The 23,583-nt window shown below is 68.9% G+C and carries 28 protein-coding genes; 19 read left to right on the top strand and 9 right to left on the bottom strand.

Annotation, left to right across the window (positions count from 1 at the left end; translation table 11 throughout):
• Positions 1–14: 14 nt before the first annotated feature.
• The 4 genes from RZN05_RS17070 to hemC are packed head-to-tail and all read right to left on the bottom strand — an operon-like array spanning position 15 to position 3,677.
• Positions 15–1,199, bottom strand: coding sequence for an acyl-CoA dehydrogenase (locus RZN05_RS17070; RefSeq protein ID WP_317227889.1), 1,185 nt, complete (start codon positions 1,197–1,199; stop codon positions 15–17).
• A 10-nt stretch (positions 1,200–1,209) separates the two neighbouring features.
• Positions 1,210–2,067 carry a hypothetical protein gene (locus RZN05_RS17065; RefSeq protein ID WP_317227888.1) on the bottom strand — a complete coding sequence of 286 codons (858 nt, stop codon included), beginning with the start codon at positions 2,065–2,067 and terminating at the stop codon, positions 1,210–1,212.
• A 30-nt stretch (positions 2,068–2,097) separates the two neighbouring features.
• Complete coding sequence (locus RZN05_RS17060) at positions 2,098–2,766, bottom strand: uroporphyrinogen-III synthase (protein WP_317227887.1); 669 nt, start codon at positions 2,764–2,766, stop codon at positions 2,098–2,100.
• Positions 2,763–3,677 carry a hydroxymethylbilane synthase gene (gene hemC / locus RZN05_RS17055; protein ID WP_317227886.1) on the bottom strand — a complete coding sequence of 305 codons (915 nt, stop codon included), beginning with the start codon at positions 3,675–3,677 and terminating at the stop codon, positions 2,763–2,765. The genes RZN05_RS17060 and hemC overlap by 4 nt, the downstream gene beginning before the upstream one ends.
• Positions 3,678–3,714: 37 nt before the next feature.
• Here hemC and tsaD point away from each other — a divergent pair, with 37 nt between their 5' ends.
• The 3 genes from tsaD to RZN05_RS17040 are packed head-to-tail and all read left to right on the top strand — an operon-like array spanning position 3,715 to position 6,247.
• Complete coding sequence (gene tsaD / locus RZN05_RS17050) at positions 3,715–4,740, top strand: tRNA (adenosine(37)-N6)-threonylcarbamoyltransferase complex transferase subunit TsaD (protein ID WP_317227885.1); 1,026 nt, start codon at positions 3,715–3,717, stop codon at positions 4,738–4,740.
• Positions 4,737–5,714 (top strand): NAD(P)H-dependent glycerol-3-phosphate dehydrogenase, encoded by a 978-nt coding sequence (locus tag RZN05_RS17045; RefSeq protein WP_317227884.1) that lies wholly within the window; start codon positions 4,737–4,739, stop codon positions 5,712–5,714. The genes tsaD and RZN05_RS17045 overlap by 4 nt, the downstream gene beginning before the upstream one ends.
• Positions 5,711–6,247, top strand: a complete 537-nt coding sequence (locus RZN05_RS17040; protein ID WP_317227883.1) for a DUF1697 domain-containing protein — start codon at positions 5,711–5,713, stop codon at positions 6,245–6,247. The genes RZN05_RS17045 and RZN05_RS17040 overlap by 4 nt, the downstream gene beginning before the upstream one ends.
• Here the strand turns inward: RZN05_RS17040 and RZN05_RS17035 are convergent.
• Positions 6,244–6,396 carry a DUF1674 domain-containing protein gene (locus RZN05_RS17035; RefSeq protein ID WP_317227882.1) on the bottom strand — a complete coding sequence of 51 codons (153 nt, stop codon included), beginning with the start codon at positions 6,394–6,396 and terminating at the stop codon, positions 6,244–6,246. The genes RZN05_RS17040 and RZN05_RS17035 overlap by 4 nt on opposite strands.
• 13 nt (positions 6,397–6,409) lie before the next feature.
• Between RZN05_RS17035 and RZN05_RS17030 the strand changes: the two genes are divergently transcribed.
• From RZN05_RS17030 to RZN05_RS16980, 11 genes are all read left to right on the top strand, one after another.
• Positions 6,410–7,699: an RsmB/NOP family class I SAM-dependent RNA methyltransferase gene (locus RZN05_RS17030; RefSeq protein ID WP_317227881.1), complete on the top strand. Its 1,290-nt coding sequence runs from the start codon at positions 6,410–6,412 to the stop codon at positions 7,697–7,699.
• A 44-nt stretch (positions 7,700–7,743) separates the two neighbouring features.
• A complete protein-coding gene (locus RZN05_RS17025; RefSeq protein WP_317227880.1) occupies positions 7,744–7,968 on the top strand; it encodes a ribbon-helix-helix domain-containing protein in 225 nt (74 codons plus the stop codon).
• A gap of 2 nt (positions 7,969–7,970) precedes the next feature.
• Positions 7,971–8,264 (top strand): type II toxin-antitoxin system RelE/ParE family toxin, encoded by a 294-nt coding sequence (locus RZN05_RS17020; protein WP_317227879.1) that lies wholly within the window; start codon positions 7,971–7,973, stop codon positions 8,262–8,264.
• 49 nt (positions 8,265–8,313) lie between these two features.
• Complete coding sequence (gene rpe, locus RZN05_RS17015; protein WP_317227878.1) at positions 8,314–8,973, top strand: ribulose-phosphate 3-epimerase; 660 nt, start codon at positions 8,314–8,316, stop codon at positions 8,971–8,973.
• A complete protein-coding gene (locus RZN05_RS17010; RefSeq protein ID WP_317227877.1) occupies positions 8,970–10,703 on the top strand; it encodes a heparinase II/III family protein in 1,734 nt (577 codons plus the stop codon). Before rpe ends, RZN05_RS17010 begins: the two co-directional genes overlap by 4 nt.
• Before the next feature lie 39 nt (positions 10,704–10,742).
• Positions 10,743–12,314, top strand: a complete 1,572-nt coding sequence (gene purH, locus RZN05_RS17005; protein ID WP_317227876.1) for a bifunctional phosphoribosylaminoimidazolecarboxamide formyltransferase/IMP cyclohydrolase — start codon at positions 10,743–10,745, stop codon at positions 12,312–12,314.
• A 116-nt stretch (positions 12,315–12,430) separates the two neighbouring features.
• Complete coding sequence (locus tag RZN05_RS17000) at positions 12,431–13,696, top strand: 3-methyl-2-oxobutanoate dehydrogenase (2-methylpropanoyl-transferring) subunit alpha (protein ID WP_317227875.1); 1,266 nt, start codon at positions 12,431–12,433, stop codon at positions 13,694–13,696.
• On the top strand, positions 13,693–14,553 hold the full coding sequence (locus tag RZN05_RS16995; RefSeq protein ID WP_317227874.1) for an alpha/beta hydrolase family protein: 861 nt from the start codon (positions 13,693–13,695) through the stop codon (positions 14,551–14,553). Before RZN05_RS17000 ends, RZN05_RS16995 begins: the two co-directional genes overlap by 4 nt.
• Before the next feature lie 11 nt (positions 14,554–14,564).
• Positions 14,565–15,569 (top strand): alpha-ketoacid dehydrogenase subunit beta, encoded by a 1,005-nt coding sequence (locus RZN05_RS16990; RefSeq protein ID WP_317228556.1) that lies wholly within the window; start codon positions 14,565–14,567, stop codon positions 15,567–15,569.
• Positions 15,570–15,574: 5 nt separating this feature from the next.
• Positions 15,575–16,879, top strand: coding sequence for a dihydrolipoamide acetyltransferase family protein (locus RZN05_RS16985; protein ID WP_317227873.1), 1,305 nt, complete (start codon positions 15,575–15,577; stop codon positions 16,877–16,879).
• A 1-nt stretch (position 16,880) separates the two neighbouring features.
• Positions 16,881–17,180 (top strand): YciI-like protein, encoded by a 300-nt coding sequence (locus tag RZN05_RS16980; protein ID WP_317227872.1) that lies wholly within the window; start codon positions 16,881–16,883, stop codon positions 17,178–17,180.
• On the opposite strand, the gene RZN05_RS16975 is transcribed toward RZN05_RS16980, so the two are convergent.
• Complete coding sequence (locus RZN05_RS16975; protein ID WP_317227871.1) at positions 17,177–18,127, bottom strand: hypothetical protein; 951 nt, start codon at positions 18,125–18,127, stop codon at positions 17,177–17,179. The genes RZN05_RS16980 and RZN05_RS16975 overlap by 4 nt on opposite strands.
• Before the next feature lie 126 nt (positions 18,128–18,253).
• Between RZN05_RS16975 and rarD the strand changes: the two genes are divergently transcribed.
• The 5 genes from rarD to RZN05_RS16950 are packed head-to-tail and all read left to right on the top strand — an operon-like array spanning position 18,254 to position 20,858.
• A complete protein-coding gene (gene rarD, locus RZN05_RS16970; protein WP_317227870.1) occupies positions 18,254–19,156 on the top strand; it encodes an EamA family transporter RarD in 903 nt (300 codons plus the stop codon).
• A gap of 32 nt (positions 19,157–19,188) precedes the next feature.
• Entirely contained in the window at positions 19,189–19,512 is a 324-nt protein-coding gene (locus RZN05_RS16965) for an ArsR/SmtB family transcription factor (RefSeq protein WP_317227869.1), read from the top strand.
• Positions 19,509–19,904: a VOC family protein gene (locus tag RZN05_RS16960; protein ID WP_317227868.1), complete on the top strand. Its 396-nt coding sequence runs from the start codon at positions 19,509–19,511 to the stop codon at positions 19,902–19,904. Before RZN05_RS16965 ends, RZN05_RS16960 begins: the two co-directional genes overlap by 4 nt.
• 8 nt (positions 19,905–19,912) lie before the next feature.
• On the top strand, positions 19,913–20,338 hold the full coding sequence (locus tag RZN05_RS16955) for an SRPBCC family protein (RefSeq protein ID WP_317227867.1): 426 nt from the start codon (positions 19,913–19,915) through the stop codon (positions 20,336–20,338).
• 1 nt (position 20,339) lies between these two features.
• Positions 20,340–20,858, top strand: a complete 519-nt coding sequence (locus tag RZN05_RS16950) for an SRPBCC family protein (RefSeq protein ID WP_317227866.1) — start codon at positions 20,340–20,342, stop codon at positions 20,856–20,858.
• On the opposite strand, the gene RZN05_RS16945 is transcribed toward RZN05_RS16950, so the two are convergent.
• From RZN05_RS16945 to RZN05_RS16935, 3 genes are read right to left on the bottom strand one after another with little or no spacing between them, the layout of a single operon-like run.
• On the bottom strand, positions 20,855–22,048 hold the full coding sequence (locus tag RZN05_RS16945) for an acetyl-CoA C-acyltransferase (RefSeq protein WP_317227865.1): 1,194 nt from the start codon (positions 22,046–22,048) through the stop codon (positions 20,855–20,857). The genes RZN05_RS16950 and RZN05_RS16945 overlap by 4 nt on opposite strands.
• 52 nt (positions 22,049–22,100) lie before the next feature.
• Positions 22,101–22,880 carry a crotonase/enoyl-CoA hydratase family protein gene (locus RZN05_RS16940; RefSeq protein WP_317227864.1) on the bottom strand — a complete coding sequence of 260 codons (780 nt, stop codon included), beginning with the start codon at positions 22,878–22,880 and terminating at the stop codon, positions 22,101–22,103.
• A 25-nt stretch (positions 22,881–22,905) separates the two neighbouring features.
• Positions 22,906–23,553, bottom strand: a complete 648-nt coding sequence (locus RZN05_RS16935) for a winged helix-turn-helix domain-containing protein (protein ID WP_317227863.1) — start codon at positions 23,551–23,553, stop codon at positions 22,906–22,908.
• Positions 23,554–23,583: the final 30 nt, after the last annotated feature.

The following is a 23,583-nucleotide window of genomic DNA, read 5'->3' as shown; positions in this document are numbered from 1 at the left end:
TTTCCTCCTGGCAGTTAAAACGCCGCAATCCCCGTGATCGCGCGGCCGAGGATCAGCCCGTGGACGTCGTGCGTCCCCTCATAGGTGTTGACCGTCTCGAGGTTGATCGCGTGGCGCATCACGTGAAACTCGGCCGAGATGCCGTTGCCGCCGTGCATGTCGCGGGCGACGCGCGCGATATCGAGCGCCTTGCCGCAATTGTTGCGCTTGATGATGCTGATCGCCTCGGGGCTGAGCGTCCCCTCGTCGAACATCCGTCCCGCGCGCAGTGCCGCCTGGAGGCCGAGCGCAATCTCGGTCTCCATATTGGCGAGCTTCAACTGCACGAGCTGGTTCGCCGCGAGCGGCTTGCCGAACTGGGCACGGTCGAGCGTGTATTGCCGCGCGGCGTGCATGCACGCCTCGGCGGCGCCCATCGTGCCCCAGGCGATGCCGTAGCGCGCACGGTTGAGGCAGCCGAACGGACCCCGAAGCCCCTGGACCTCGGGCAGCAGCGCGTCCTCGCTTACTTCGACGCCGTCCATCACGATCTCGCCGGTCACCGAGGCACGGAGCGAGAGCTTGCCTTCGATCTTGGGCGCCGAAAGCCCCTTCATCCCGCGCTCGAGCACGAAGCCCTTGATCCCGCCGCCATGCGCGTCGCTCTTCGCCCACACGACGAACACATCGGCGATCGGCGAATTGGTGATCCACATCTTGGTGCCGGTGAGGCGGTATCCCCCGTCGATCTGCTCGGCGCGGGTGCGCATGCCGCCGGGATCGGAGCCGGCATCGGGTTCGGTAAGCCCGAAACAGCCGATCCACTCGCCGGTCGCGAGCTTGGGCAGGTATTTCCGCTTCTGCGCCTCGGTCCCGTAGGCGAAGATCGGGTGCATCACGAGGCTGCTCTGCACCGACATCGCCGAACGATAGCCCGAATCGACACGCTCGACTTCGCGCGCGACCAGGCCATAGGCGACATAGCCGAGCCCGGCGCCGCCATAGCTTTCGGGGATCGTCGGGCCGAGCAACCCGAGCGCGCCCATTTCGGACATGATCGCGCGGTCGAACCGCTCCTCGAGGAACGCGCTGGTGACGCGCGGCAGCAGCTCGCCCTGCGCGTAGTCGCGCGCGGCACCCTGCACCATCCGTTCCTCGTCGGTGAGCTGAGCATCAAGCGCGAACGGATCCTGCCAGTCGAACCGGCCCATCTCTGCCATTGGTCTTCTCTCAGTTGGCTGCCGGGCGCGCAGGTGCTGCGGCCGGCGGCGTGGCGGGCGGCGCGGCAAGCGCGGCCCGTTCGATCTCTAGCAATCCCTGGCGCGCGGCGATGTAGCGGCGCGCGGCGGCGATCCAGCTTTCGGCGCTGGCGACCCCGGGCATATGGACGACTTCGGCTAGCGCCGCCTCGACATCGCCCGATTCGAGCGCGAGCCGGGCGCGGCGCAGCCGGTCCGACGTGCGCGGGCTCGGCGATTCGGCCTGGCGGACGACCACCAGGTCGCCGAGCAGCCGGCGGACGCCCATCCACATGCTGTCGTCGGCACCGCTCGCGAGCCGCGGTGCGATCGTCTCGAGCGCGAGGCGGAGATCGCCCAGCGTCACCGGCTCGGCGGAGGCGCGTAGAATCATCGCGACTGCCTCGCCATGCACTTCGGCGAAGCGCTGGCGCAGTTGCGCGTCGAGCGGTCCGAGCGGCTGGCCGCGGTCGAGCGCGCGGCGAACCCCAGCGGCGATCAGCAACTGCTCGGCGCGGCTGGCATGGTTCGCGGCGTTGCGCGCGCTGCCGTCCACATCGCGCAGTCGCAGCGAGAGCTGGTCGAGCCGCCCGGCGAGCTCCTGCTCACGCGCATTGAGCGTCGCGAGATCGGTGCCCGTGGGGAGCGGCGGCGCCGGAGTCGGCGCGGGCGTCGAAGCCTCGGTCGGTGCCGGTGTGGGGGCAGTGCGCGGCGATCCGATTCCGCCCGCAAGCTGGAATGCCGCCGCAGTCACGGCGATCCCGCCGACAAAGGCAAGGCCGCCAATGAGATAGTGGGTCCGCGTTTCGGGGCCGCGGGGCGGCTCCAGCGCGAGGGGCTCGTCGCTCATGCCCCCTTATTCGCGCTGGCGCCCGCGCGGTCAATCGGCGAGCGCGATTGCCGCTTCGATCAGTGCCTCGCTGGTGGCCGCGGCGGGCACCCGCACACGCTCCCAGCCGGGACCGGCAGCCGTCGCAGCCGCGGCGCTGATTGCAACCAGCGCGATCGCGGATCGATCGAGCCCCGCCTCGCCGACGAGCTTGGCAAGCGCGCCACCGGCACGCGCTGACTGGACCAACGCGATGCAGCCTGCCAGCCGCTCGACCTGTTCGGGATCGCGCGTTTCGCTGGCATAGACGGTACGCACATCGGCTACGATTCCGCCGGCCTCCAGCGTGCGTTCGCGCCCCGCCAGGTGCAGTGCATGGCGCACCCCGGCCGCTTCCGCGTGCGCCACCAGCATCGCGGCGCCTTCCGTGCCGATGCCTGCGACATCGAATCCGGCGCGCGCTGCCGCATCGGCGGTCGCCTTGCCAACCGCGTAGACCGGCAGGCGTCGAAGCGCCGAAAGACCCGCCCCGCCATGCCGCACGGCATTGGCGCTGGTCAGTATCAACGCGTCGAAGCGCTCGACCTCGGGAACGCCCCACATTACCGGCCGCACCTCGAACAGCGGCATGCGAATCGCGCTGCGGCCGTGCGCCTCGATCGCCGCCGCGGTGACGCGGTTGCCCGGCTCGGGCCGCAACACCGCGATCGCGCGGCTCATCCGCCGAACAGCCGGCGAATTTCCGGCGGCGCCCCGACCAGGAGGTCGCGCGCGACGGCGATCGATAGCACCGGGTCGGTCGGCGCCCCCGCCTCCTGGGCATAGACATGGACGCTGCCGTCTTCCGACAGCAGCTCGGCGCGCAGCGTCATGATCGCGCCTTCGATCGTCGCCAGTGCCGCGACCGGGGAGTGGCAATCGGCCTTGAGCGCGGCGAGCAGCGCGCGCTCGGCGAGCACGCAGGCATGCGTCTGCGGGTCGTCGATCTTGGCGAGCATTCCGCGAGCGCGGTCGTCATCGGTGCGGCATTCGATCCCCACGGCCCCCTGCGCCGGCGCGGGCAGCATCACGTTGATCGGGATCGCGGTGCCGACGTCATGACGTCCCAGTCGCTCTAGCCCCGCCGCGGCCAGCAGGGTGGCATCGACTTCGCCCGCTGCGAGCTTCGCCAGTCGGGTATCGACATTGCCGCGGAAGACGATCGTCTCCAAATCGGGGCGAAGGTGGCGCATCTGCGCCGCGCGCCGCGGCGAGCTGGTCCCGATCACCGCTCCCTGGCGCAGTGCGTCGATCGACTCGGCCCCGACCAGCCGGTCGCGAACGTCCGCCCGCGGCAACATCGCAACGATCGAGATCGCCTCGGGCCGCACCGTCTCGACATCCTTCATAGAATGCACCGCGGCGTCGATCTCGCCGGCAAGCAGCGCGCGATCGAGCTCCTTGGTCCACAGCGCCTTGCCGCCGATCTCGGCGAGCGCGCGATCCTGCACCTTGTCGCCGGTGGTGCGGATCGGGACGATCTCGATGGCGTCGGCGGCAAGCGCGTGCGCGGCGACCAGCGCGTCGCGGACCATATGGGCCTGGGTGAGGGCGAGCGGCGAGCCGCGGGTGCCGAGGCGGAAGATAGGCATGGCTTGTGCTAATGCCCTCAGCGCTTAGATGGATGCAATGGCACTCATTCTGGGTCTCGAATCGAGCTGCGACGAAACCGCCGCCGCGCTGGTGACCAGCGACCGCCGTATCCTCGCGCATACGCTAGCCGGGCAGGAGGCCGCGCACCGTCCCTATGGCGGCGTCGTGCCCGAGATTGCGGCGCGCGCGCATGTCGAAGTGATGGCACCGCTGGTCGAGGCGGCGCTGGCCGAGGCTGGGGTGACGCTGGCCGAGGTCGATGCCATTGCCGCAACGGCCGGGCCCGGGCTGATCGGCGGGGTCATGGTCGGCCTCGTCACCGGCAAGGCGCTGGCGCTGGCGAGCGGCAAGCCCCTGGTCGCGGTCAACCATCTCGAAGGGCATGGCCTGTCGCCGCGGCTGAGCGATCCCGACCTTGCCTTCCCCTATCTGCTGCTGCTCGTCTCGGGCGGGCATTGCCAGCTGCTGCTGGTCGAAGGAGTCGGACGCTATCGCCGGCTTGCCACCACGATCGACGATGCCGCGGGCGAAGCGTTCGACAAGACCGCCAAGCTGCTCGGGCTCGGCTTCCCCGGCGGCCCCGCGGTCGAAAAGGCGGCGATGGCCGGCGACCCGCATGCAGTGCCGCTGCCGCGTCCGCTGGTCGGATCGGGCGAGCCGCATTTCTCGTTCGCGGGTCTAAAAAGCGACGTCGCGCGCAAGGCGGGCAAGTTCCCCGTCGCCGATCTCGCCGCATCGTTCCAGCAGGCGGTGGTCGATTGCCTGGTCGACCGCACTCGCATTGCCCTGCGCAGCGTCCGGCCGACCGCCTTGGTCGTCGCCGGCGGCGTCGCGGCGAACAAGGCGGTGCGCGGCGCGCTCGAATCGCTCGCCGCAGAGCATGGACTGCGCTTCGTCGCGCCGCCGCTCTGGCTGTGCACCGACAATGCCGCGATGATCGCCTGGGCCGGTGCCGAACGCTTCGCTGCGGGGCTGACCGATCCGCTCGACGTTCCCGCGCGACCGCGCTGGCCACTCGATCCGGATGCCGAGAAGGTGCGTGGCGCAGGGGTGAAGGCATGAGAATTGGCGTCATCGGCGGCGGCGCCTGGGGCACTGCGTTGGCGCAGGTCGCTGCGCGCGGTGGCCAGCCCGTCACGCTTTGGGCGCGCGAGCCCGACGTAGTCGAGAGCGTCAATGCGGCCCATGAGAACCGCCAGTTTCTCGCCGGGGTGCCGCTGTCCGAATCGATCCGCGCCACCGGCGACCTTGCCGAACTGGCGAATCACGATGCCTTGCTCGTCGTCGCGCCCGCCCAGCATGTGCGGGCGGTGCTAGCCGCGGCGCCCGTCGGCAGTACGCCCCTCGTTCTCTGCGCGAAGGGCATCGAGGCCGGCACGCGGCTGCTCGTCGGCGAAGTCGCGCACCAGGCCGCGCCCGATGCGCCGATCGCAGTCCTGTCCGGTCCGACTTTCGCGCACGAAGTCGCCAGGGGGCTGCCGACCGCGGTCACGCTGGCCTGCGAGGACGAGGCGCTGCGCACCGCGCTCGCCGAGCGGCTCGCCGGCCCCGCCTTCCGCACCTATGCCTCGGCCGACGTGATCGGCGCCGAGATCGGCGGCGCGGTCAAGAACGTCCTCGCGATCGCGTGCGGCGTGGTCGAGGGCGCCGGGCTCGGGCTCAACGCGCGCGCCGCGCTGATCGCGCGCGGCTTTGCCGAGATGACGCGCTTCGGCCTCGCGCGTGGCGGGCAGGCCGAGACGCTCACCGGGCTGTCGGGGCTTGGCGATCTCGTCCTCACCTGCAGCTCGACCAATTCGCGCAACTTCTCGCTCGGCGTCGGGCTCGGCCAGGGCCGCAGCGCCGCCGCGCTGCTGGCCGACCGCAAGACCGTTGCCGAAGGCGCGCATACCGCCCCCGTCCTCCGTGAGGCCGCAGCCGAGGCAGGCGTCGACATGCCCGTGACCGCGGCGGTCAACGCGCTGCTCGAAGGCGCGGCGGTGCGCGAGGTGATCGAGGCCTTGCTCAGCCGCCCGCTGCGCGAGGAACTGGCGTGAAGCGCTGGGCTGGGCTCCTGAAAGGCGTCAATGTCGGGGGCAACCGCAAGTTGCCGATGGCCGAGTTGCGAGTGCTCGTCGAAGGCCTTGGCTATGATAACGTCAAAACGCTGCTCGCTTCGGGCAATGTCGTGTTCGACGCGCCGGGCGCCGCCGCAGACATCGTCGCGAAACTTGAGGCTGCGCTGGCCGAGCACGGCTGCAAGACCGACGTGCTGCTCCGCGACCTGGCCGAGATTGACGCCGTGATCGACGCCAACCCCTTTGCCTACGCCGCCGAGGACCATCCCAGCCACTTGCTCGTGGTGTTCCACCGCGATCCCTTCCCCGGCGGGCTGATCGACAAGGTGGCGGAAATCTACACCGGCCCCGAGCATCTCCATGCGGAGGGTCGCGAGCTGTTCGTCGATTATCCTGAAAATATCGGCGAATCGAAGCTCGACCGCGCGATGGCCAAGCTCAAATTTCCGGCGCTCGCCACTGCGCGCAACTGGAATACGGTGCAGAAGCTCCGCGCGTTGCTCGACGCCTAGAAGTCGATCGCGACGCCCTTGCGCTCCCAATCGCCGTAGCGCGTCGGGTCGAGCGGGTCCTTCGCCGGCGCTGCGGCCTCGGGCTTGGGCACCGGCGGGCTCTTCGAAAGATAGCTGGGGGGCTTCACATGGCTCGGGCGCTGGCCCATTGCGCTGGCTCCAATGAACAAGCCTCCCCATCGTCGCCGTCGCCCGGACGGTCAAGAGCCCGATGCCCCCGGCGTCCCCGCGCGCCGCGCCGCGCTCAAGCTGCTCGACGCGGTACTCCGCCGCGGCCTCGCGCTCGAACAGGCGCTCGATTCGGCGGCCCACGGCCTCGCGCCCAACGACCGCGGGCTCGCCCACGCGATCGCCGCCGAGGCGCTGCGCCGACTCCCTGATCTCGACGCGCTGATCGATTCGGCGACCCAGCGCCCGCTCCCCGACGACGCCAAGCCCCGATTCGCGCTGCGCATCGCGCTGGTCCAGGCGCTGGCGCTGGGCACGCCGGGGCATGCCGCGATCTCCACCGTGCTGCCGCTGGTAGATGGCGGCCCGCGAAAGCTCGTCCACGGCGTGTTCGGCACGCTGGTCCGCCAGGGCGCGACGCTGCCCGAGCCGCCGACGCTCCCCGATCCCGTCGCGCTGCGCTGGCATGCCGCCTGGGGCGACCAGATGATCGAGGATGCCGAAAAGGCGATCGCGGTCCCGCCGCCGCTCGACCTGACGTTGCGCGACTCGGCCCGTGTGCCCGACCTTGCCGGCGCCAGCCTGCTCCCCGGCCATCTCCGGCTCGACGAAAAGGCGGCGATCCCTACGCTCGAAGGCTATGCCGAGGGCGACTGGTGGGTGCAGGATCTCGCTGCCTCGCTCCCTGCCCGGCTGATCGGCAAGGGGGCTGGCACCGCGCTCGACCTGTGCGCCGCGCCGGGCGGCAAGACGCTCCAGCTAGCCGCGGCGGGATGGGACGTGACTGCGGTCGACGTCTCCGAAAGTCGTCTGGCGCGACTTCACGAGAATCTTGAGCGCACCGGGCTTTCGGCAAAGGTGATCGCCGCCGATCTGCTGCAATGGCAACCCGAAGCGCCCGCCGATGCGGTGCTGCTCGACGCGCCGTGCAGCGCCACCGGCATCTTCCGCCGCCACCCCGACGTGCTCCACCGCGTCCGCCCCTCGCTGATTGCCGAGATGGCGGCGCTCCAGGCCAAGCTGCTCGCTCGGGCGGTGCAATGGGTGAAGCCGGGCGGCACGCTGGTCTTTTCGACCTGTTCGCTCGAGCCCCAGGAAGGCGAGGCGCAGCTCGAACGTTTCCTGGCTGAACATTCCGACTTCGCGATCCAGCCGGTCACCCCGGACGAGCTTCCCGCCGGGATAGCCCCGCGCGACAACGGCAGCCTCCGCCTCCTCCCCGGCGCGCTCGCCGAGGCGGGCGGTCTCGACGGCTTCTTCATCGTCCGGCTGCGGCGCAGCTAGTTGGCAGGCTTGGCGCGAAACTCTATATTCGTGACATGGCAGAGATGAACCCGCGCCTTCCCGAGGATCTCGAAGCCTGGGCCGAGACGCGCGTTTCGGAAGGTGCATATGCCAGCACCCATGAGTATATCGGCGATCTGGTTCGCCGCGATCGCGAAGCTGAGGAAGCCCGCCGCCGCCTGAAGGCTGCGATCGAGATCGGCAGGGCATCGGGTATCAGCAACCGTACGATCGACGACATCATTCAGGCGTCTCGCGAGCAAGACTGAACGTGCGGGTAACGCTCAGCGAGGCCGCCGACGCCGACATCGCTGAGATACTTTCCTATAGCATCGCCAGCCACGGCCGAGCCGCCGCCGAAATCTACGTGGGCGGAATCAAGCGAGCGTCCGAGCTGTTGATTGATCACCCGGCCGCCGGCGTGGCCCATCCGGATATCGATCCGTTGGTCCGGTCACTCCCCTATCGCGCGCATCGGCTGTACTACCAGATCGAGCCCGAGCGAATTCTCGTCCTCCGCGTGCTCCACCGCTCGATGGACGCGGCAAGATGGCTCAACGAATAGCCCGCAACCGCTGTTGCGCCCGAGTCGCGCCATGCCTAAGGATTCGTGCATGTCCGCCGTCCGCATCGCGCCTTCGATCCTTTCCGCCGATTTCGCCCGCCTGGGCGAGGAGATCCGTGCGATCGACGCGGCGGGGGCCGACTGGATCCATGTCGATGTGATGGACGGCCACTTCGTGCCCAACATCACGATCGGGCCCGCCGTCATCAAGGCGCTGCGCCCGCACACCGCCAAGCCGTTCGACGTCCATCTGATGATCGCGCCGGTCGATCCGCTGCTCGCGGCCTTCGCCGATGCCGGTGCGGACACGATTTCGGTCCATCCCGAGGCGAGCCCGCACCTCCATCGCACGCTCCAGACGATCAAGGCGCTCGGCAAGCGCGCCGGGGTGGTGCTGAACCCGGCGACCCCGGTGGACGTTGTCGACCACGTCATGGACATGGTCGATCTGATCCTGGTGATGAGCGTCAATCCCGGCTTTGGCGGGCAGAAGTTCATCGAGAGCCAGCTGCCCAAGATCACCGAGCTGCGCCGGCGGATCGACGCGTCGGGCCGCGCGATCGACCTCGAAGTGGATGGCGGGGTCGATCGCGACACCGCACCGCGCGTGATCGCCGCGGGCGCCGATGCGCTTGTCGCGGGCACCGCCACCTTTACCGGCGGCCCCGATCGCTACGCCGCCAATATCGCCGCGTTAAGGGGCGGATGAAGGACGCCCCGCCCGAGTCCGGTGCCGACGGAGTCGAGGAAGGCAAGCGGCTGATCCGCACCGGCGGCGATCGCGGCCTGAGCCTCGCCGAACGTATCTCCGAGCGTTTCCAGCGGCTGACCTGGGGCACCCCGCTCCATGCGATGCGCCTGAAGGGGCGGCACCCGCTCAAGCTGATCGCGATCCCCGACGATCCGTTCTTCGGCGATGTCCAGCGCGGCAGTGCGCTGCTCGACGGCAAGGTCCGCTTCCGCGGTGAAGAGCGTGCGATCCAGGCGCTCGATTTCGCTGCTCCCGATTGGTCGCCCGATTTCGGCGACTATCTCCAGAGCTTCGCCTGGCTGCGCGACCTTTCCAGCGTCACGACGCGCGCCCAGGGCGTGCCGATCGCCGAGGAGATCATGCGGCGCTGGCTCGCGGTGCATGGCGAGAAGGTGTCCGAGCCCGCCTGGCGCGCCGATCTCTGGGGCCGCCGCATCCTGTTCTGGACCGCGCATGCGCCGCTGATCCTCTCGTCGACCGACCTGATCTATCGCTCGAGCGTGCTCCACGCGCTCGCCCGCGGCGCGCGCCACCTCGATCGCGGCGCCGATCGCCTCCAGCCCGGCGCGGGGCGGCTCGCGGCCTGGGCGGGGGTGCTGGTCGCCGGCCTGTCGATGCCCGGCGGCGATCCGCGCCGCGCGTTCGGCGAAAGCGGGATGCGTCGCGCGCTCGACCAGTCGGTGTTCGAGGATGGCGGCAGCGTCACGCGCTCGCCCGCCGCGCAGGTCGAATCGATCCAGATCCTGACCATCCTAGGCGAGGCCTATGCCGCGCGCCGGATCGGCGTGCCCGACTTCATTGACGCCGCACGCGCCCGCATGGTCACCGCGCTGCTCGGACTCAGCCACGGCGACAAGGGGCTGTCGAGCTGGCAGGGTTCAGGCCCGATCGCCGGCGACACGATCGAGCAGTTGGCCGAGGCAACGGGCGTGCGCACCCGTCCGCTCAAACAGGCCAAGGAATGGGGCTATCAGCGGCTGTCGCAGGGGCAGAGCGTGCTTATCCTCGATGCCGCGCCGCCGCCGCTTGCGCGGCTGGTCGAGGGCGGCTGCGCCTCGACGCTGGCGTTCGAGCTTTCGGACGGCGCCGACCGGCTCGTCGTCAATTGCGGCGGCGCGCGGGCTGCCGGCGCCCAGCTCCCGGCAGCGCTTGCTGAGGGCCTGCGTACCACCGCGGCGCATTCGACCCTGGTGCTGAGCAACAGCAATTCGACGGCGATCCATGCCGACGGCACGCTCGGCCGCGGCGTGGTCGAAGTCGAGCTCGCGCGGCACGAGACCGATACCGCCAGCCGGATCGAGGCGAGCCATGATGGCTATGTCCGCCGGTTCGGCTTCCTCCATCGCCGCGTCGTCGCGATGTCGCCCGACGGCAAGGATGTCCGCGGCGAGGACATGCTGCTTCCGGCCGATCGGCGGAAGCACAAGGCGCCGGCGGTGTTCGCGATCCGCTTTCATTTGCATCCGCGGATCCAGGTCACGCCCACTGCCGACGGGCTTGCCGCGATCCTGCGCACAGCCTCGGGGCATCTCTGGCAGTTCCGCTGCAAGGGCGGCAGCCTGGAGGTCGAGGACAGCCTGTGGGTCGACGGGCGCGGCCGGGCGCTCTCCAGCCAGCAACTCGTCGTCACCGGGGCGAGCCCGGCAGGCGGCGCCAATGTCAGCTGGCTGTTCCACCGCGCCAAATAGGGGTTGCGGGGCGAGGCGCGATCCTTAGGAGGGCGGGCCATGGATCAGGTCAGCATCAAGCGCGCGCTTCTCTCGGTCTCGGACAAGACCGGCATCGTCGAACTCGGCCAGGCGCTCGCCGCGCAGGGCGTCGATCTCGTCTCGACCGGCGGCACCGCCAAGGCGCTGCGCGACGCGGGCCTTCCGGTCCGCGACATCTCGGACCTCACCGGTTTTCCCGAGATGATGGACGGCCGCGTCAAGACGCTGCACCCCAAGGTGCATGGCGGGCTGCTCGCGGTGCGCGACAATCCCGAGCATGTCGCTTCGATGGACGAACACGAAATCGGCGCGATCGATCTCGTGGTGGTGAACCTCTATCCCTTCGCGCAGACCGTGGCGCGCGGCGCGGCGCGCGACGAGATCATCGAGAATATCGATATCGGCGGCCCGTCGATGGTCCGCTCCGCCGCGAAGAACCACGACTCGGTCGCGATCCTCACCGATCCGGCCGACTATCCGCTGGTCTATGGCGGCAGCACCAATTTCGAGCAGCGCAAGAAGTTCGCCGCGAAAGCCTATGCCGCGACCGCTGCCTATGATTCGGCAATCGCCGGCTGGTTCGCGCATGTCGATCAGGGAGAACGCTTCCCTGAAAGCGTCGCGGTGCCGATGATCAAGCAGGCCGAGCTCCGCTATGGCGAGAACCCGCACCAGATCGCCGCGCTCTACACCCAGTCCGCCGGCGGCGTGAACGGGGTCGCCCAGGCGCGGCAGATCCAGGGCAAGGAGCTTTCGTACAACAACTATAACGACGCCGACGCCGCGCTCGAACTGGTCAGCGAATTCCGCGACGGCCCGCCGACCGTGGTGATCGTCAAGCACGCCAATCCTTGCGGCGTCGCCACCGGCGAGACGCTGGTCGAGGCCTATGAAGCGGCGTTCGCCTGCGACACCGTCTCGGCATTCGGCGGGATCATCGCCGTCAATCGCCCGCTCGACGGCCCGACTGCCGAGGCGATCTCCGGCATCTTCACCGAAGTCGTCGCTGCGCCCGATGCCGACGAAGCGGCGCGCGCGGTGTTCGCCCGGAAAAAGAATCTCCGCCTCCTGCTGACCGGCGACCTGCCCGATCCGGCGCGCCGCGGCCGCGTGATGAAGTCGATCGCCGGGGGATTCCTCATCCAGTCGCGCGACAGCGGCATCGTCACCGATGCCGACTTGAAGGTCGTCACCAAGCGCGCGCCGAGCGAGCAGGAACTCGCCGACTGCCGTTTCGCCTGGACCGTCGCCAAGCACGTCAAGTCGAACGCGATCGTCTATGCCAAGGGTGGCAGCACTGCCGGCGTCGGCGCCGGGCAGATGAACCGCCTCGAATCGGCGCGCATCGCCGCGTGGAAGGCCAAGGATGCGGCGGAGAAAGCGGGCTGGGCGCAGCCGCGCACGATCGGCAGCGCCGTAGCCTCGGACGCCTTCTTCCCCTTCGCCGATGGCCTGCTCGCCGCAGTCGAGGCGGGCGCCACTGCGGTAATCCAGCCGGGCGGTTCGATCCGCGACGACGAAGTCATCGCCGCCGCCGACGAAGCCGGGCTCGCGATGGTGTTCACCGGGATGCGCCATTTCCGGCACTGACTTTAAGGTCAGGCTTGCTGACCTACTCGACAAGGCTTTTGAAATTTTATAACAAGCGTCCGGAAACCGGGCCCGTGCGTTGCTAGCAGCGACACGGTCCGCAATTCGGAGAGATCATGGACGCTCCGCGCGCCAATTTGCCGCCGCTCTCGCTGCACGTGCCGGAACCCCGGTTCCGCCCCGGCGACGAGGCCGATTTCAGCGCCGTCGAGGTGCCCCCGGCGGGCTCGGCGCGACGGCCCGATACCGCCGCCCCGGCCGACAGCTTCCACGAACTCGCCTACACGCTGGTGCGCGTGCTCGACGATTCGGGCCAGGCGGTCGGCCCGTGGAACCCGCGGCTCGATCCGGAGGCGCTGCGCAAGATGCTCCGCGCGATGGCGTTGGTCCGCGCGTTCGACGAGCGCATGTTCCGCGCCCAGCGCCAGGGCAAGACCAGCTTCTACATGAAGTCGACCGGCGAAGAGGCCGTCTCGGTCGCCGCCGCGATGGCGCTCGCCAGCGACGACATGTGCTTCCCCTCCTATCGCCAGCAGGGCATCCTGATCACGCGCGGCTATCCGCTGGTCACGATGATGAACCAGATCTATTCCAACGCCGCCGATCCGCTCCAGGGCCGCCAGCTGCCGATCATGTATTCGTCGAAGGAATACGGCTTCTTCTCGATCTCGGGCAATTTGACGACGCAATATCCCCAGGCGGTCGGCTGGGCGATGGCCAGCGCGGCCAAGGGCGATACGCGCATCGCCGCGACCTGGTGCGGCGAGGGCTCGACCGCGGAGGGCGACTTCCACTCGGCAATGATCTTCGCGACGGTCTACCGGGCACCGGTGATCATGAACGTGGTCAACAACCAATGGGCGATCAGCTCGTTCTCGGGCTTCGCCGGCGCCGAGGCGACGACCTTTGCGGCGCGCGCGATCGGCTATGGCATCGCCGGGCTGCGCGTCGACGGCAACGATGCGCTCGCGGTGTACGCCGCCACGCAGTGGGCGGCCGAGCGCGCGCGGACCAACCAGGGCCCGACGCTGATCGAGCACTTCACCTATCGCGCCGAGGGCCATTCGACCTCCGACGACCCCACCGCCTATCGCAGCGCCGGCGAGCCCAATGCCTGGCCGCTCGGCGATCCGATCCGCCGGCTCAAGGATCACTTGATCGCGCTCGGCGAATGGGACGAGGAGCGCCAGACCGCGCAGGATCGCGAGCTCGCCGAGATCGTCAAGGCCGCGCAGAAGGAAGCCGAGAAGAACGGCATCCTCGGCCACGGCATGCACCAGCCCTTCGATTCGATGTTCGAGGGGGTGTTCGAGACGATCCCCTGGCACCTCAAGGAACAGCAGCAGCAGATGCTCGACGAACAAAAGGCGGCCGGACTGTGAACCTGCTCCTCGACCGCCGCGCGCTGCTCAAGGGTGCCGCCGCACTGGGTGGCCTCGCGCTGCTCCCCTCCGGGCTGCTCGCCGCCCCCGCCGCGCCCGAGACGATCGACCTCACCGTCGGCGCGCGCACCACCAAGCTGACGATCTGGCGCCCCGCCGCCGCGCCGCGGGGCGTAGTGCTGTTCTCGACGGGGTTCGGCGGCTGGCCCGAGCGCTATGAGGCGATCGTCGGCGCGGTCGTCGCCGACGGCTATGCCGTACTTGCCCCGCTGCATGTCGATTCGGTCCGCTATCCAGGCAACGAAAAGTTCGACGGCCGCGCCCGCTTCTTCGAGCGCGTCGCCGATATGAGGGCGACCAGCGCGCACGCCGCCAAGACTTTCCCCGGCATCCCCGTCGCGGTGATGGGGCACAGCTTCGGCACGCTGATCGGCCTCGGCATGGGTGGCGCCTATGCGAACCTCATGCCGATGCGCGATCCCAGCGTCACGGCGGTGCTCGGCTTCTCGTCGCCCGGTGCGGTCCCCGGGCTGGTCCGTCCCGGCGCCTATGCGTCGCTTGGCGTCCCGACGATACTGGTCACCGGCACCAAGGATCTGGTCCAGGGCTTCGTCACCGATCCCGCCGATCACCTCCAGCCGATCGAGCAGAGCCCGGCGGGCGACAAATATGCGCTGGTCATCCAGGACGGCAGTCACGGGCTGATCGGCGATGCGGGCACCGGGCCCTTCACCCGCGCCCAGCTTGCCGCGCGCCGCTTCCTCGCCGCCTATCTTCCGCCCAACGCCGCCGCCAAGACCGCATTGGCCCAGATGACCGTCGCCCCCGGCGACCGCTACATCGTGCGGGAGGGCTGACCGTGGCGCAGATGAACATGATCCAGGCGATCAATTCGGCCATGGACGTGATGATGGAGCGCGATCCCAACGTCGTCGTGATGGGCGAGGATGTCGGCTATTTCGGCGGCGTGTTCCGCGCCACGGCCGGGCTCCAGGCGAAATACGGCAAGACCCGCGCCTTCGACACCCCGATCACCGAGATCGGCATCATCGGCGTCGCGATCGGCATGGGCGCGTACGGCCTTCGCCCGGTCCCCGAGATCCAGTTCGCCGATTACATCTATCCCGCGCTCGACCAGCTCGTCTCCGAAGCCGCGCGGCTGCGCTATCGCTCGGCGGCGGACTTCACTGCGCCGATCACCGTGCGCTCGCCTTATGGCGGCGGTATCTTCGGGGGCCAGACGCACAGCCAGTCGCCCGAGGGCATCTTCACCCACGTCTCGGGGATCAAGACGGTGATCCCGTCCACCCCCTATGATGCCAAGGGGCTGCTGATCGCCGCGATCGAGGACAACGATCCCGTCCTCTTCCTCGAGCCCAAGCGCATCTATAACGGCCCGTTCCACGGCCATTACGACCGCCCGGCCAAGACCTGGGCGGGGCATCCGGCATCCGAAGTTCCCGAAGGGCATTACCGCGTCGAGCTCGGCAAGGCCGCGACCGTCCGCGAGGGCGAGGCGGTGACGATCCTCGCCTACGGCACGATGGTCCATGTCGTCGCCAACACGGTGGAGGAACTCGGCGTCGATGCCGAGATCATCGACCTGCGCACCCTCGTCCCGCTCGACATCGAGGCGATCGAGGCGTCGGTCAAGAAGACCGGCCGGTGCATGATCGTCCACGAAGCCACCCGCACCGGCGGCTTCGGTGCCGAACTCTCCGCGCTCGTCCAGGAGCGCTGCTTCTACCATCTCGAAGCCCCGATCGAGCGCGTCACCGGCTTCGACACGCCGTACCCCCACAGCCTCGAATGGGCGTATTTCCCCGGCCCGGTGCGCATCGGAACGGCGCTCCAGAAACTCCTGAAGGACTGATCCGCATGGCCCGCTTCACTTTCCGCCTGCCGGACATCGGCGAAGGCATCGCCGAGGCCGAGATCGTCGCCTGGCACGTCAAGGTTGGCGAGCGCGTCGAGGAAGACCAGCAGGTCGCCGACATGATGACCGACAAGGCCACCGTCGAGATGGAATCGCCGGTGTCGGGCGTGGTTCTCGAACTCGCCGGCGACGTCGGCGACCAGGTTGCGATCGGCTCGGCGCTGATGGTGGTCGAGACCGACGACGCAGGCGAAGCGCCGGTTTCGGAGGAAGTCGAGGAACAGGTCGAAGCCGAGAATCCAGGGGTGGAGGAGGTGGTTGAACCCTCCCCAATCGCTCCCCTTCCGCTTGCGGGAGGGGCTGGGGGAGGGCCTGTTACGACCGCTACCTCCGAAGAGACATCCCCTCCCCCGACCCCTCCCGCAAGCGGAAGGGGAGAAGAGAAGCACGTCCTCGCCTCGCCCGCAGTCCGCGCCCGCGCCAAGGATCTCGGCATCGACCTCGCCAGCGTGAAGCCCGCCGAGGGCGACCGCCTCCGCCACGCCGACCTCGACGCGTATCTCCGCTACGGCCAGGGGCAGGGCTATCACGCGCCGCACGCCAGCCGCGCCCGCGTGGACGAGCCGGTGAAAGTGATCGGCATGCGCCGCCGCATCGCCGAGAACATGGCTGCGTCGAAGCGCGCGATCCCGCATTTCACCTATGTCGACGAGATCGACGTCACCGCGCTCGAAGCGATGCGGGCCGACTTGAACACCAATCGCGGCAACCGCCCCAAGCTGACGATGCTGCCCTTCCTGATCGTCGCGATCTGCCGGGCGATCCCCGACTTCCCGATGCTCAACGCGCGCTACGATGACGAGGCCGGCGTGGTCACCCGCCACGGCAGCGTGCATCTCGGCATGGCAGCGCAGACCGACGCGGGGCTGATGGTCCCGGTGATCCGCGACGCGCAGGATCGCAACGTCTGGCAGCTCGCCACCGAGATCACGCGCCTCGCCGAGGCGGCGCGCACCGGCAAGGCGAAGAGCGAGGAGCTCAGTGGCTCGACCCTTACCGTCACCTCGCTCGGGCCACTCGGCGGGATCGCGACGACGCCGGTGATCAACCGCCCCGAAGTCGCGATCATCGGCCCAAACAAGATCGTCGAGCGCCCGGTGTTCCACGGCGACGATATCGTCCGCGCCAAGCTGATGAACCTGTCGATCAGCTGCGACCACCGCGTCGTCGATGGCCATGACGCGGCGAGCTTCGTCCAGGCGGTGCGCAAGCTGCTCGAGACCCCGGTGCTGCTGTTCGCCGATTGAGGTGGCGCATCACCTGCTCTTCTATGAACTCGCCTCCGACTATCTCGAGCGCCGCCCCGGCTTTCGCGACGCGCATCTCGCGCTAGCCTGGGCGGCCTCCGAGCGCGGCGAATTGCTGCTCGGCGGCGCGGTCGGCGATCCGGTCGAATCGGCGCTGCTGCTGTTCACCCATGCCGATGCCGCACGCGCTTTCGCCGAGGCCGATCCCTATGTGATTGAAGGGCTGGTCGCGCATTGGCACGTCCAGCCCTGGAACACTGTTGTCGGCGCGGAAGCGGCGAACCCGGTGCGGCCGGGCTAGCTCCCCGCGAAGATCGATTTGCTCAACACGTCGCGGACCATGTCGCGGCCCTGCGCCATGCGCTCCTGGGAGCCGCGCTCGATCGCCTCGACCTGCCCGGTCAGCTCCATCCGCGCCTTGGAGAGCGCCCGGAAGCGCGTCTCGTCGGCACCGCTGCGAAAGCCGAAATAGCCGCCATTGTTGAACCAGCCGCGCCCGGCGAGCAGCCCGCACAGGTCGGCGGTCGCGCGCACCATCGCGAGCTGGTTGTCGAGCCGCGGGTCGGGCGCGCCGGCTGGCGGCCCCGCCATGATCGTGATTCCTTCCTTGGCCTTTGCCGGCAGGTTCGCCTTGGCAAGCGCTTCGGTCATCGCCCGGGTCCGCTGCGCCCGCGCCGCCGCCTGCGACTGTGCGAGCGTCGCCAACGCCTTGACCGCATCGCATTGCGCCAGGGCCTTGGGATCCTGTTCGAGCAGATAGGGGCTGGTCAGGTTGGCGACGCCGAGACGGCCGAACGCGGTGCCGAAATCGCGCTGCGCCTGCGCGTCGGCGGTCACGGCCTCGGCGAAGCGCTTCGACAGCGGTCCGCGCCCCGCGGCGCCCGCGGGCAGTTTGACCCCGCCGCCGGGGCCGAACTCGACCTCGGCAAAGGTGCTCGCATCGGCGCGCGATAGGGTCTCGAACTGGCCGTGTGCGATCAGTGCGGCGCCAGCGCCCGTCGCCAGCAGCACCGCGAGCGAACCCAGCTTCCACGGCAATGTCGAGTAGCGCGTCGTCACGACGAAGCCGATCACCCACAGCACCAGTCCCCCGCCGACGCCGATGCCGATCAGCGTCCCCAGCGGCTGCTGCGGCACGAAGCGCGGCGCGAGCAGCGCGGCGATCACCAGGATCGCTGCGCCCGCCAAGGTCGCAATCACCGGATGGTCGTACGGAGTCTGCCGACCCCCTTCTTCGATTTCGTCCATGCTATCCCCCCCTGTTCGCCGCGGAAGCTAGCGGGCGCGGCGTGGCTGGCAAGGGGCGTAGTGCGGCTATCGCGCGACAAAGCAGCCGCGGCTTGCCGATCGCGGCGCGCCGGGCAAAGGGGGCATATGCGCAGTTCGTCCCAGCCCGGTGCCGCGGGTCTCGTCTTCGGCATCGGTTCCTACACGATCTGGGGCCTGCTGCCGCTCTACATCCATCTGCTCAAGGGCGTGCCGGCGCTCCAGGTGCTCGCGCACCGCGTGCTGTGGTCGCTGCTGCTGGTCGCGGTGCTCATCCTAGTCCTCCGGCGCGCGAAGGGGATCGTCGCCGCCGCGCGGGGCCGCACGCTGCTGCTCCTCATGGCGAGCGCACTGACGATCGGCGTCAACTGGATCGTCTATATCTGGGCGGTCCAGAACGGCCATGTGCTCGAGGCGAGCCTGGGCTATTTCATCACCCCGCTGGTGAATGTCGCGTTGGGCTTCGGCTTTCTCGGCGAGCGTCTGCGGCGGCTGCAGAGCGTAGCGATCGCGATTGCGGCGGCGGGCGTGGTGGTGCTCGCCGTGAGCGGCGGCGGCGCGCTGTGGATCTCGTTGCTGCTCGCGCTGAGCTTCGGGCTGTACGGCCTGATCCGCAAGGTCGCGGCGATCGACGCGCTTGGCGGGTTGAGCGTCGAGACGCTGCTGCTTGCGCCGTTCAGCATCGCCCTGCTGCTCTATGCCAGCCAGACGGGCACCAACGCGTTCGGCCAGTCGGCGCGTCTGGATTGGCTGCTCGTCTTCGCCGGCGTGGTGACCGCGCTGCCGCTGCTGCTGTTCGCCGCGGCCGCGCGCCGCCTGCCCCTCGCGACCCTGGGGCTGCTCCAATATATCGCCCCTACGCTCCAGTTCGCCGAGGCCGTTTTGGTGTTCGGCGAACCGGTCCGTGCCGTTCACATCATTACCTTCACGCTGATCTGGACCGGCTGCGCGCTCTACGCTTTCGACAGCATCCGCACGGCGCGGGCGCCGAAAGTTCAACCAACTGGTTGACTAAGGGTCGAGCATCTGCCAAGTTCAACCATATGGTTGAACAACGACTCGACACGACCTTCCACGCTCTCGCCGATCCCACGCGGCGCGGCATGCTCGCCACGCTCGCGCTCGGCGAGAAGTCGATCGGCGAGCTGGCCGAGCCCTTTGCGATGAGCTTCGCCGGCGCCGCCAAACATGTGAAGGTGCTCGAAGGCGCCGGCCTCGTCGCGCGGCGGAAAGTCGGGCGCAACCAGCTCTGCCGGCTCAACGCCGGCCCGCTCGCCGAAGCGGACAAGTGGCTGCGCCAATGGGAGCAGTTCTGGAATTTCCGGCTCGATCGGCTCGCGTCGCTCATCGAGGAGCAGAAACCGTGACAAAAGCGACTCCTTTCCTGATGTTCCAGCACGGCAAGGCGCAGGCGGCGCTCGATTTCTACGTCGCCACCGTCCCCGGCAGCCGCATCGTCTCGATCGAGCGCTTCGGCCCCGAAGGCCCGGGCCCCGAAGGCAGTGTGCTGCGTGCCACTGTCGAGATCGCCGGCCAATCGGTCATGGCGCATGACAGCTTCCTCGACCACAGCTTCGATTTCACACCTTCCTGGTCCTTATTTCTCGAATGCGATGGGGAATCGGAAGCCGAACAACTGTTCGCCGCGCTCGGCGAAGGTGGCCAGATTTTGATGCCGCTCGACAATTACGGCTGGAGCCGACGCTTCGGCTGGGTTTCGGACAAGTTCGGCGTCTCGTGGCAGATCAACCTGCAATGAGCGGCCCGGTGACCCTCAAGGTGAAACGCGATTTCGCCGCCCCGGCAGCCCGCGTGTTCGACGCCTGGTTCGATCCCGCCGATGCCGCGCGCTTCCTGTTCGCCACGCCCGACGGCGAAATGATCCGCTGCGAGATCGATCCGCGTGTCGGCGGCGGCTTCACGCTCACCGAGCGGCGCCCCGCCGGTGATGCCGAGCATCGCGGGCGCTATCTCGAGATCGATCGACCGCACCGCCTCGTCTTTCTGTTCGCCGCCGGTCCTGCGGAGGAAGAGGAATGGACGCGCGTGACGATCGAGATCGTCGATACGGCCGAGGGCTGCATGCTCACCCTCACGCACGAAATGGACCCGCAATGGGCGGCGTACGAGGCGCGGACCCGCAAGGGCTGGACGACGATCCTCGAGAGCCTCGCGCGCATCCTGGAGAACTGACATGGCCGATACGATCACTGCCGACACGCTGCGCTTCGAACGCGAGCTCGCCGCCCCGATCGAGACCGTCTGGCAATATCTCGTCGATCCCGAACTGCGCGCGCGCTGGTTCATGGGCGGCCCGACCGAGGCGCGCGCGGGCGGCGCGATCGGCATGACGATGCGCCACGGCAATCTCGCCGACGGTCCCGATCCAATGCCCGAGCGCTACGCGCCCTTTGACGGCAAGGCGTGGTCGGAGACGATCACCCGGATCGAGCCGCCGCATCTGCTCGCCTTCACCTGGGATGGCGGGGCCGCCGGCGAAGTGACGATCGAGCTCGCACAGGCGGGCGAGGGTCGCACCCGGCTGATGCTCACGCATGCCGGGATCCGCGGGATTCCGGACGCGAAGAATTTCGGCGGCGGCTGGGGCGCGCACCTCGCGGTGCTCGAGAAGCGGCTGGCTGGCGAGCATGTCGCCAGCTTCTGGGCGCTCCATGCCGAAGCCGAGCAACGCGCCACAACTGCGCTGGGCTAGGGAATCTCGAACAGTCCGGCGGCGCCCATGCCGCCGGCGGTGCACATCGAGACGACCACGAAGCGCACCCCGCGCTTGCGCCCCTCGATCAGCGCATGGCCGACGAGCCGCGATCCGGTCATCCCGAACGGATGGCCGATCGCGATCGCGCCGCCATTGACGTTGAGCTTGTCGGGATCGATGCCAAGCGTGTCGCGGCAATAGAGGCACTGGCTGGCGAACGCCTCGTTGATCTCCCACAGCCCGATATCGTCGACCGTCAGTCCGGCCCGTGCGAGCAGCTTGGGGACGGCGAAGACCGGGCCGATTCCCATCTCGTCGGGTTCGCATCCAGCGACCTGGAAGCCGCGATAGATGCCGAGCACGTCCCTGCCCTCGGCCTCGGCGGTGCTGCGGTCCATCAGGATCTGCGCGGCGGCGCCATCGGAGAGCTGGCTGGCGTTGCCGGCGGTAACGTTGCGCCCCTCCTGCACGAACGCGCCGTCCTTCCACACGGTCTTGAGGTCGGCGAGCGCTTCGACGGTGGTGCCCGGGCGGATGCCCTCGTCCTGCGCCACCGTCACGGTCTCGTTGCCAATGCGATTGCCCTGCTTGTCGAACAGCGCCTTCTGAACCGTGATCGGCGCGATTTCCTCCGCGAACGCGCCGTTCTCGAGCCCCGCCGCGGCACGCTGCTGGCTGGTCGCGGCGAATGCGTCCTGCGCCGCGCGGCTGATCCCGTAACGCTCGGCGACGATCTCGGCGGTCTCGATCATCGGGATGTACGCCGCGGGCACGCGCTCGACCACCGACCGGTTCACCACGCGCGGCGCATTCTGCATCGTCAGGCTGATCGACTCCATGCCCCCCGCGAGCGCGACGTCGATCTCGTCGGTCATGATCGACCGGGCTGCGAGCGCAATCGCGGTCAGCCCCGAGCCGCATTTCCGGTCGAGACTGAACGCCGGGACGCTGTGCGGAACCCCCGCGGCGAACAGTGCGAGCCGCGCCATGTTGCCGCCCTGCGTGCCCCATTGATTGCCCATGCCGTAGAAGACGTCGTCGATCCGCGCAGGGTCAACCCCTGCACGCTCGACGGCCGCGTTGATCACGTGTGCGGCGAGAACCGGCGCTTCGGTATCGTTGAAATAGCCGCGCCCGGCCTTGCCCACGCCGGTTCGTGCAGTCGAAACAATGGCAGCCTCTCGCATCCTGGGACTCGCTTTTCGAGTTTCGGGTATGCTCAGGTCTAGCGGCGCCAACTCAGTCGGTAAAGCTGGGCGCGCGCTTCTGCATATTGGCCATCACCGCCTCGATCTGGTTGGGCGAGCGCAGCAGCGCCGCCTGCTCCTCGCTCTCGGCGACGAGAATTGCGGCAGCATCACCTTCGAAATTGGCGAGCCGCTTGGCCGCGCGCACTGCATTCGGATTGCGCCCCGCAATCGCCCGGGCGAGGGCCAGCGCCTCGGCATGCGGATCGGCGGCAATGCGTGTGACGAAGCCCAGGGACTGCGCCTCGGCGGCGCCGAACTCGCGCGCGGTATAGGCGACCTCGCGCAACACATCGTCACGGACAGTGCCGCGCCATAGCGCGAAGCCCGCCATGTCGGGGACGATACCCCATTTCATCTCCATCGCCGACAGTCGCGTTTCGGGGGCCGCGATCCGCACATCGGCGCCGCTGGCGATCTGCAGCCCACCGCCGAACGCGACGCCGTGGATCGCTGCGATCACCGGCACGCGGAGCGTGCGCCAACCCCAGGCGACTTGCTGGAAATCGTTGGCGAGGCCATGCGTCCGCACCGCGAGGTCGATTCCCGAGCCGGCGCTGGCCATGCTCGCCATGTCGAGCCCCGCGCAGAATCCGCGCCCCTCCCCCGACAACACCACTGCGCGCAGCCCAAGCGTCGTCTCGAGCTGCGCGATCGCGTCTATCAGCGCAGCGAACATCGCGGGGTCGAGCGCGTTGAGCTTGTCGGGCCTGGCCAGCCGGACATCGGCAACATGCTGGTCGAAATCGATCGTGACGCGCTGCTCGGACATGGAATTCCCTCCTGACCCGCGCATGCTAGCCGAGCGCCTGGCCGGGGTCGATCAATCGGTATCCGCGTCCGCGCTCTGTCACCAGCATCGGCGCTGCGAAACCGCGGTCGAGCTTGGCGCGCAGCCGCGAGACATGGACCTCGACGACATTGGTGCCCGGATCGAAGCGCAGCCCCCATATCGCGGCGAGCAGTTCGGCCCGCCCGACGCAGCGGCCTTGAGCGCTAGCGAGGTAGTGCAGCAGCGCATATTCGCGCGGCAGCAGCGCCATCGCGCGACCGTCGCGCTCGACGTGCCGCGCTACGGGGTAGATACGCAACGGTCCCAGCAGTATCGCCGACCCCTGGCCACGAAGCCGTGCAGCCAGGCGGGCGGCGATCTCGCCGGGGCAGGCAGGCAGCGCCACCGCATCGTCGGCGCCGGCGTCGAGCGCGCCCGCAACGCTGGCACCATCGCCCTGCGGGAGCGCGAGCATCAGCGTGCCATACCACCCTTGCGCGCGGACCATCGCCACGCACGCGGCAGGATCACGGCCTTCGAGCCCGACGATCGCGGCCTGCGCCCCGCTTTGCGCCAGCGCGGCAATAGCGACGGGGACGAGCTTGAGCCCTCGCGCGCCAGCCGCCTCGCGCAGTCTCGGGATATGGAGCGCGCAAGCGACAATTCCGGCCACTGGCCCAGCCTAGCGCGGCACCGATCCACT

The organism is Sphingomonas sp. HF-S4, assembly GCF_032911445.1.
GTDB classification, from domain to species: domain Bacteria; phylum Pseudomonadota; class Alphaproteobacteria; order Sphingomonadales; family Sphingomonadaceae; genus Sphingomonas; species Sphingomonas agrestis.
Note: the sequence above shows the minus strand (reverse complement) of the source record. Positions and strands in the feature narration are given on the sequence as shown.

What these genes read in the sequence shown, in the direction of transcription:
- RZN05_RS17010 (WP_317227877.1), top strand. Translation starts at nt 8,970, where the DNA reads ATGAAGGACGCCCCGCCCGAGTCCGGTGCCGACGGAGTCGAGGAAGGC.
- tsaD (WP_317227885.1), top strand. Translation starts at nt 3,715, where the DNA reads ATGGCACTCATTCTGGGTCTCGAATCGAGCTGCGACGAAACCGCCGCC.
- RZN05_RS16940 (WP_317227864.1), bottom strand. Translation starts at nt 22,880, where the DNA reads ATGTCCGAGCAGCGCGTCACGATCGATTTCGACCAGCATGTTGCCGAT.
- RZN05_RS17000 (WP_317227875.1), top strand. Translation starts at nt 12,431, where the DNA reads ATGGACGCTCCGCGCGCCAATTTGCCGCCGCTCTCGCTGCACGTGCCG.
- RZN05_RS17065 (WP_317227888.1), bottom strand. Translation starts at nt 2,067, where the DNA reads ATGAGCGACGAGCCCCTCGCGCTGGAGCCGCCCCGCGGCCCCGAAACG.
- RZN05_RS17035 (WP_317227882.1), bottom strand. Translation starts at nt 6,396, where the DNA reads ATGGGCCAGCGCCCGAGCCATGTGAAGCCCCCCAGCTATCTTTCGAAG.
- hemC (WP_317227886.1), bottom strand. Translation starts at nt 3,677, where the DNA reads ATGCCTATCTTCCGCCTCGGCACCCGCGGCTCGCCGCTCGCCCTCACC.
- RZN05_RS16945 (WP_317227865.1), bottom strand. Translation starts at nt 22,048, where the DNA reads ATGCGAGAGGCTGCCATTGTTTCGACTGCACGAACCGGCGTGGGCAAG.
- RZN05_RS16990 (WP_317228556.1), top strand. Translation starts at nt 14,565, where the DNA reads ATGAACATGATCCAGGCGATCAATTCGGCCATGGACGTGATGATGGAG.
- RZN05_RS16950 (WP_317227866.1), top strand. Translation starts at nt 20,340, where the DNA reads ATGGCCGATACGATCACTGCCGACACGCTGCGCTTCGAACGCGAGCTC.
- RZN05_RS17030 (WP_317227881.1), top strand. Translation starts at nt 6,410, where the DNA reads ATGAACAAGCCTCCCCATCGTCGCCGTCGCCCGGACGGTCAAGAGCCC.
- rarD (WP_317227870.1), top strand. Translation starts at nt 18,254, where the DNA reads ATGCGCAGTTCGTCCCAGCCCGGTGCCGCGGGTCTCGTCTTCGGCATC.
- rpe (WP_317227878.1), top strand. Translation starts at nt 8,314, where the DNA reads ATGTCCGCCGTCCGCATCGCGCCTTCGATCCTTTCCGCCGATTTCGCC.
- RZN05_RS17025 (WP_317227880.1), top strand. Translation starts at nt 7,744, where the DNA reads ATGAACCCGCGCCTTCCCGAGGATCTCGAAGCCTGGGCCGAGACGCGC.
- RZN05_RS16965 (WP_317227869.1), top strand. Translation starts at nt 19,189, where the DNA reads ATGGTTGAACAACGACTCGACACGACCTTCCACGCTCTCGCCGATCCC.
- RZN05_RS17060 (WP_317227887.1), bottom strand. Translation starts at nt 2,766, where the DNA reads ATGAGCCGCGCGATCGCGGTGTTGCGGCCCGAGCCGGGCAACCGCGTC.
- RZN05_RS16985 (WP_317227873.1), top strand. Translation starts at nt 15,575, where the DNA reads ATGGCCCGCTTCACTTTCCGCCTGCCGGACATCGGCGAAGGCATCGCC.
- purH (WP_317227876.1), top strand. Translation starts at nt 10,743, where the DNA reads ATGGATCAGGTCAGCATCAAGCGCGCGCTTCTCTCGGTCTCGGACAAG.
- RZN05_RS17070 (WP_317227889.1), bottom strand. Translation starts at nt 1,199, where the DNA reads ATGGCAGAGATGGGCCGGTTCGACTGGCAGGATCCGTTCGCGCTTGAT.
- RZN05_RS17045 (WP_317227884.1), top strand. Translation starts at nt 4,737, where the DNA reads ATGAGAATTGGCGTCATCGGCGGCGGCGCCTGGGGCACTGCGTTGGCG.
- RZN05_RS16975 (WP_317227871.1), bottom strand. Translation starts at nt 18,127, where the DNA reads ATGGACGAAATCGAAGAAGGGGGTCGGCAGACTCCGTACGACCATCCG.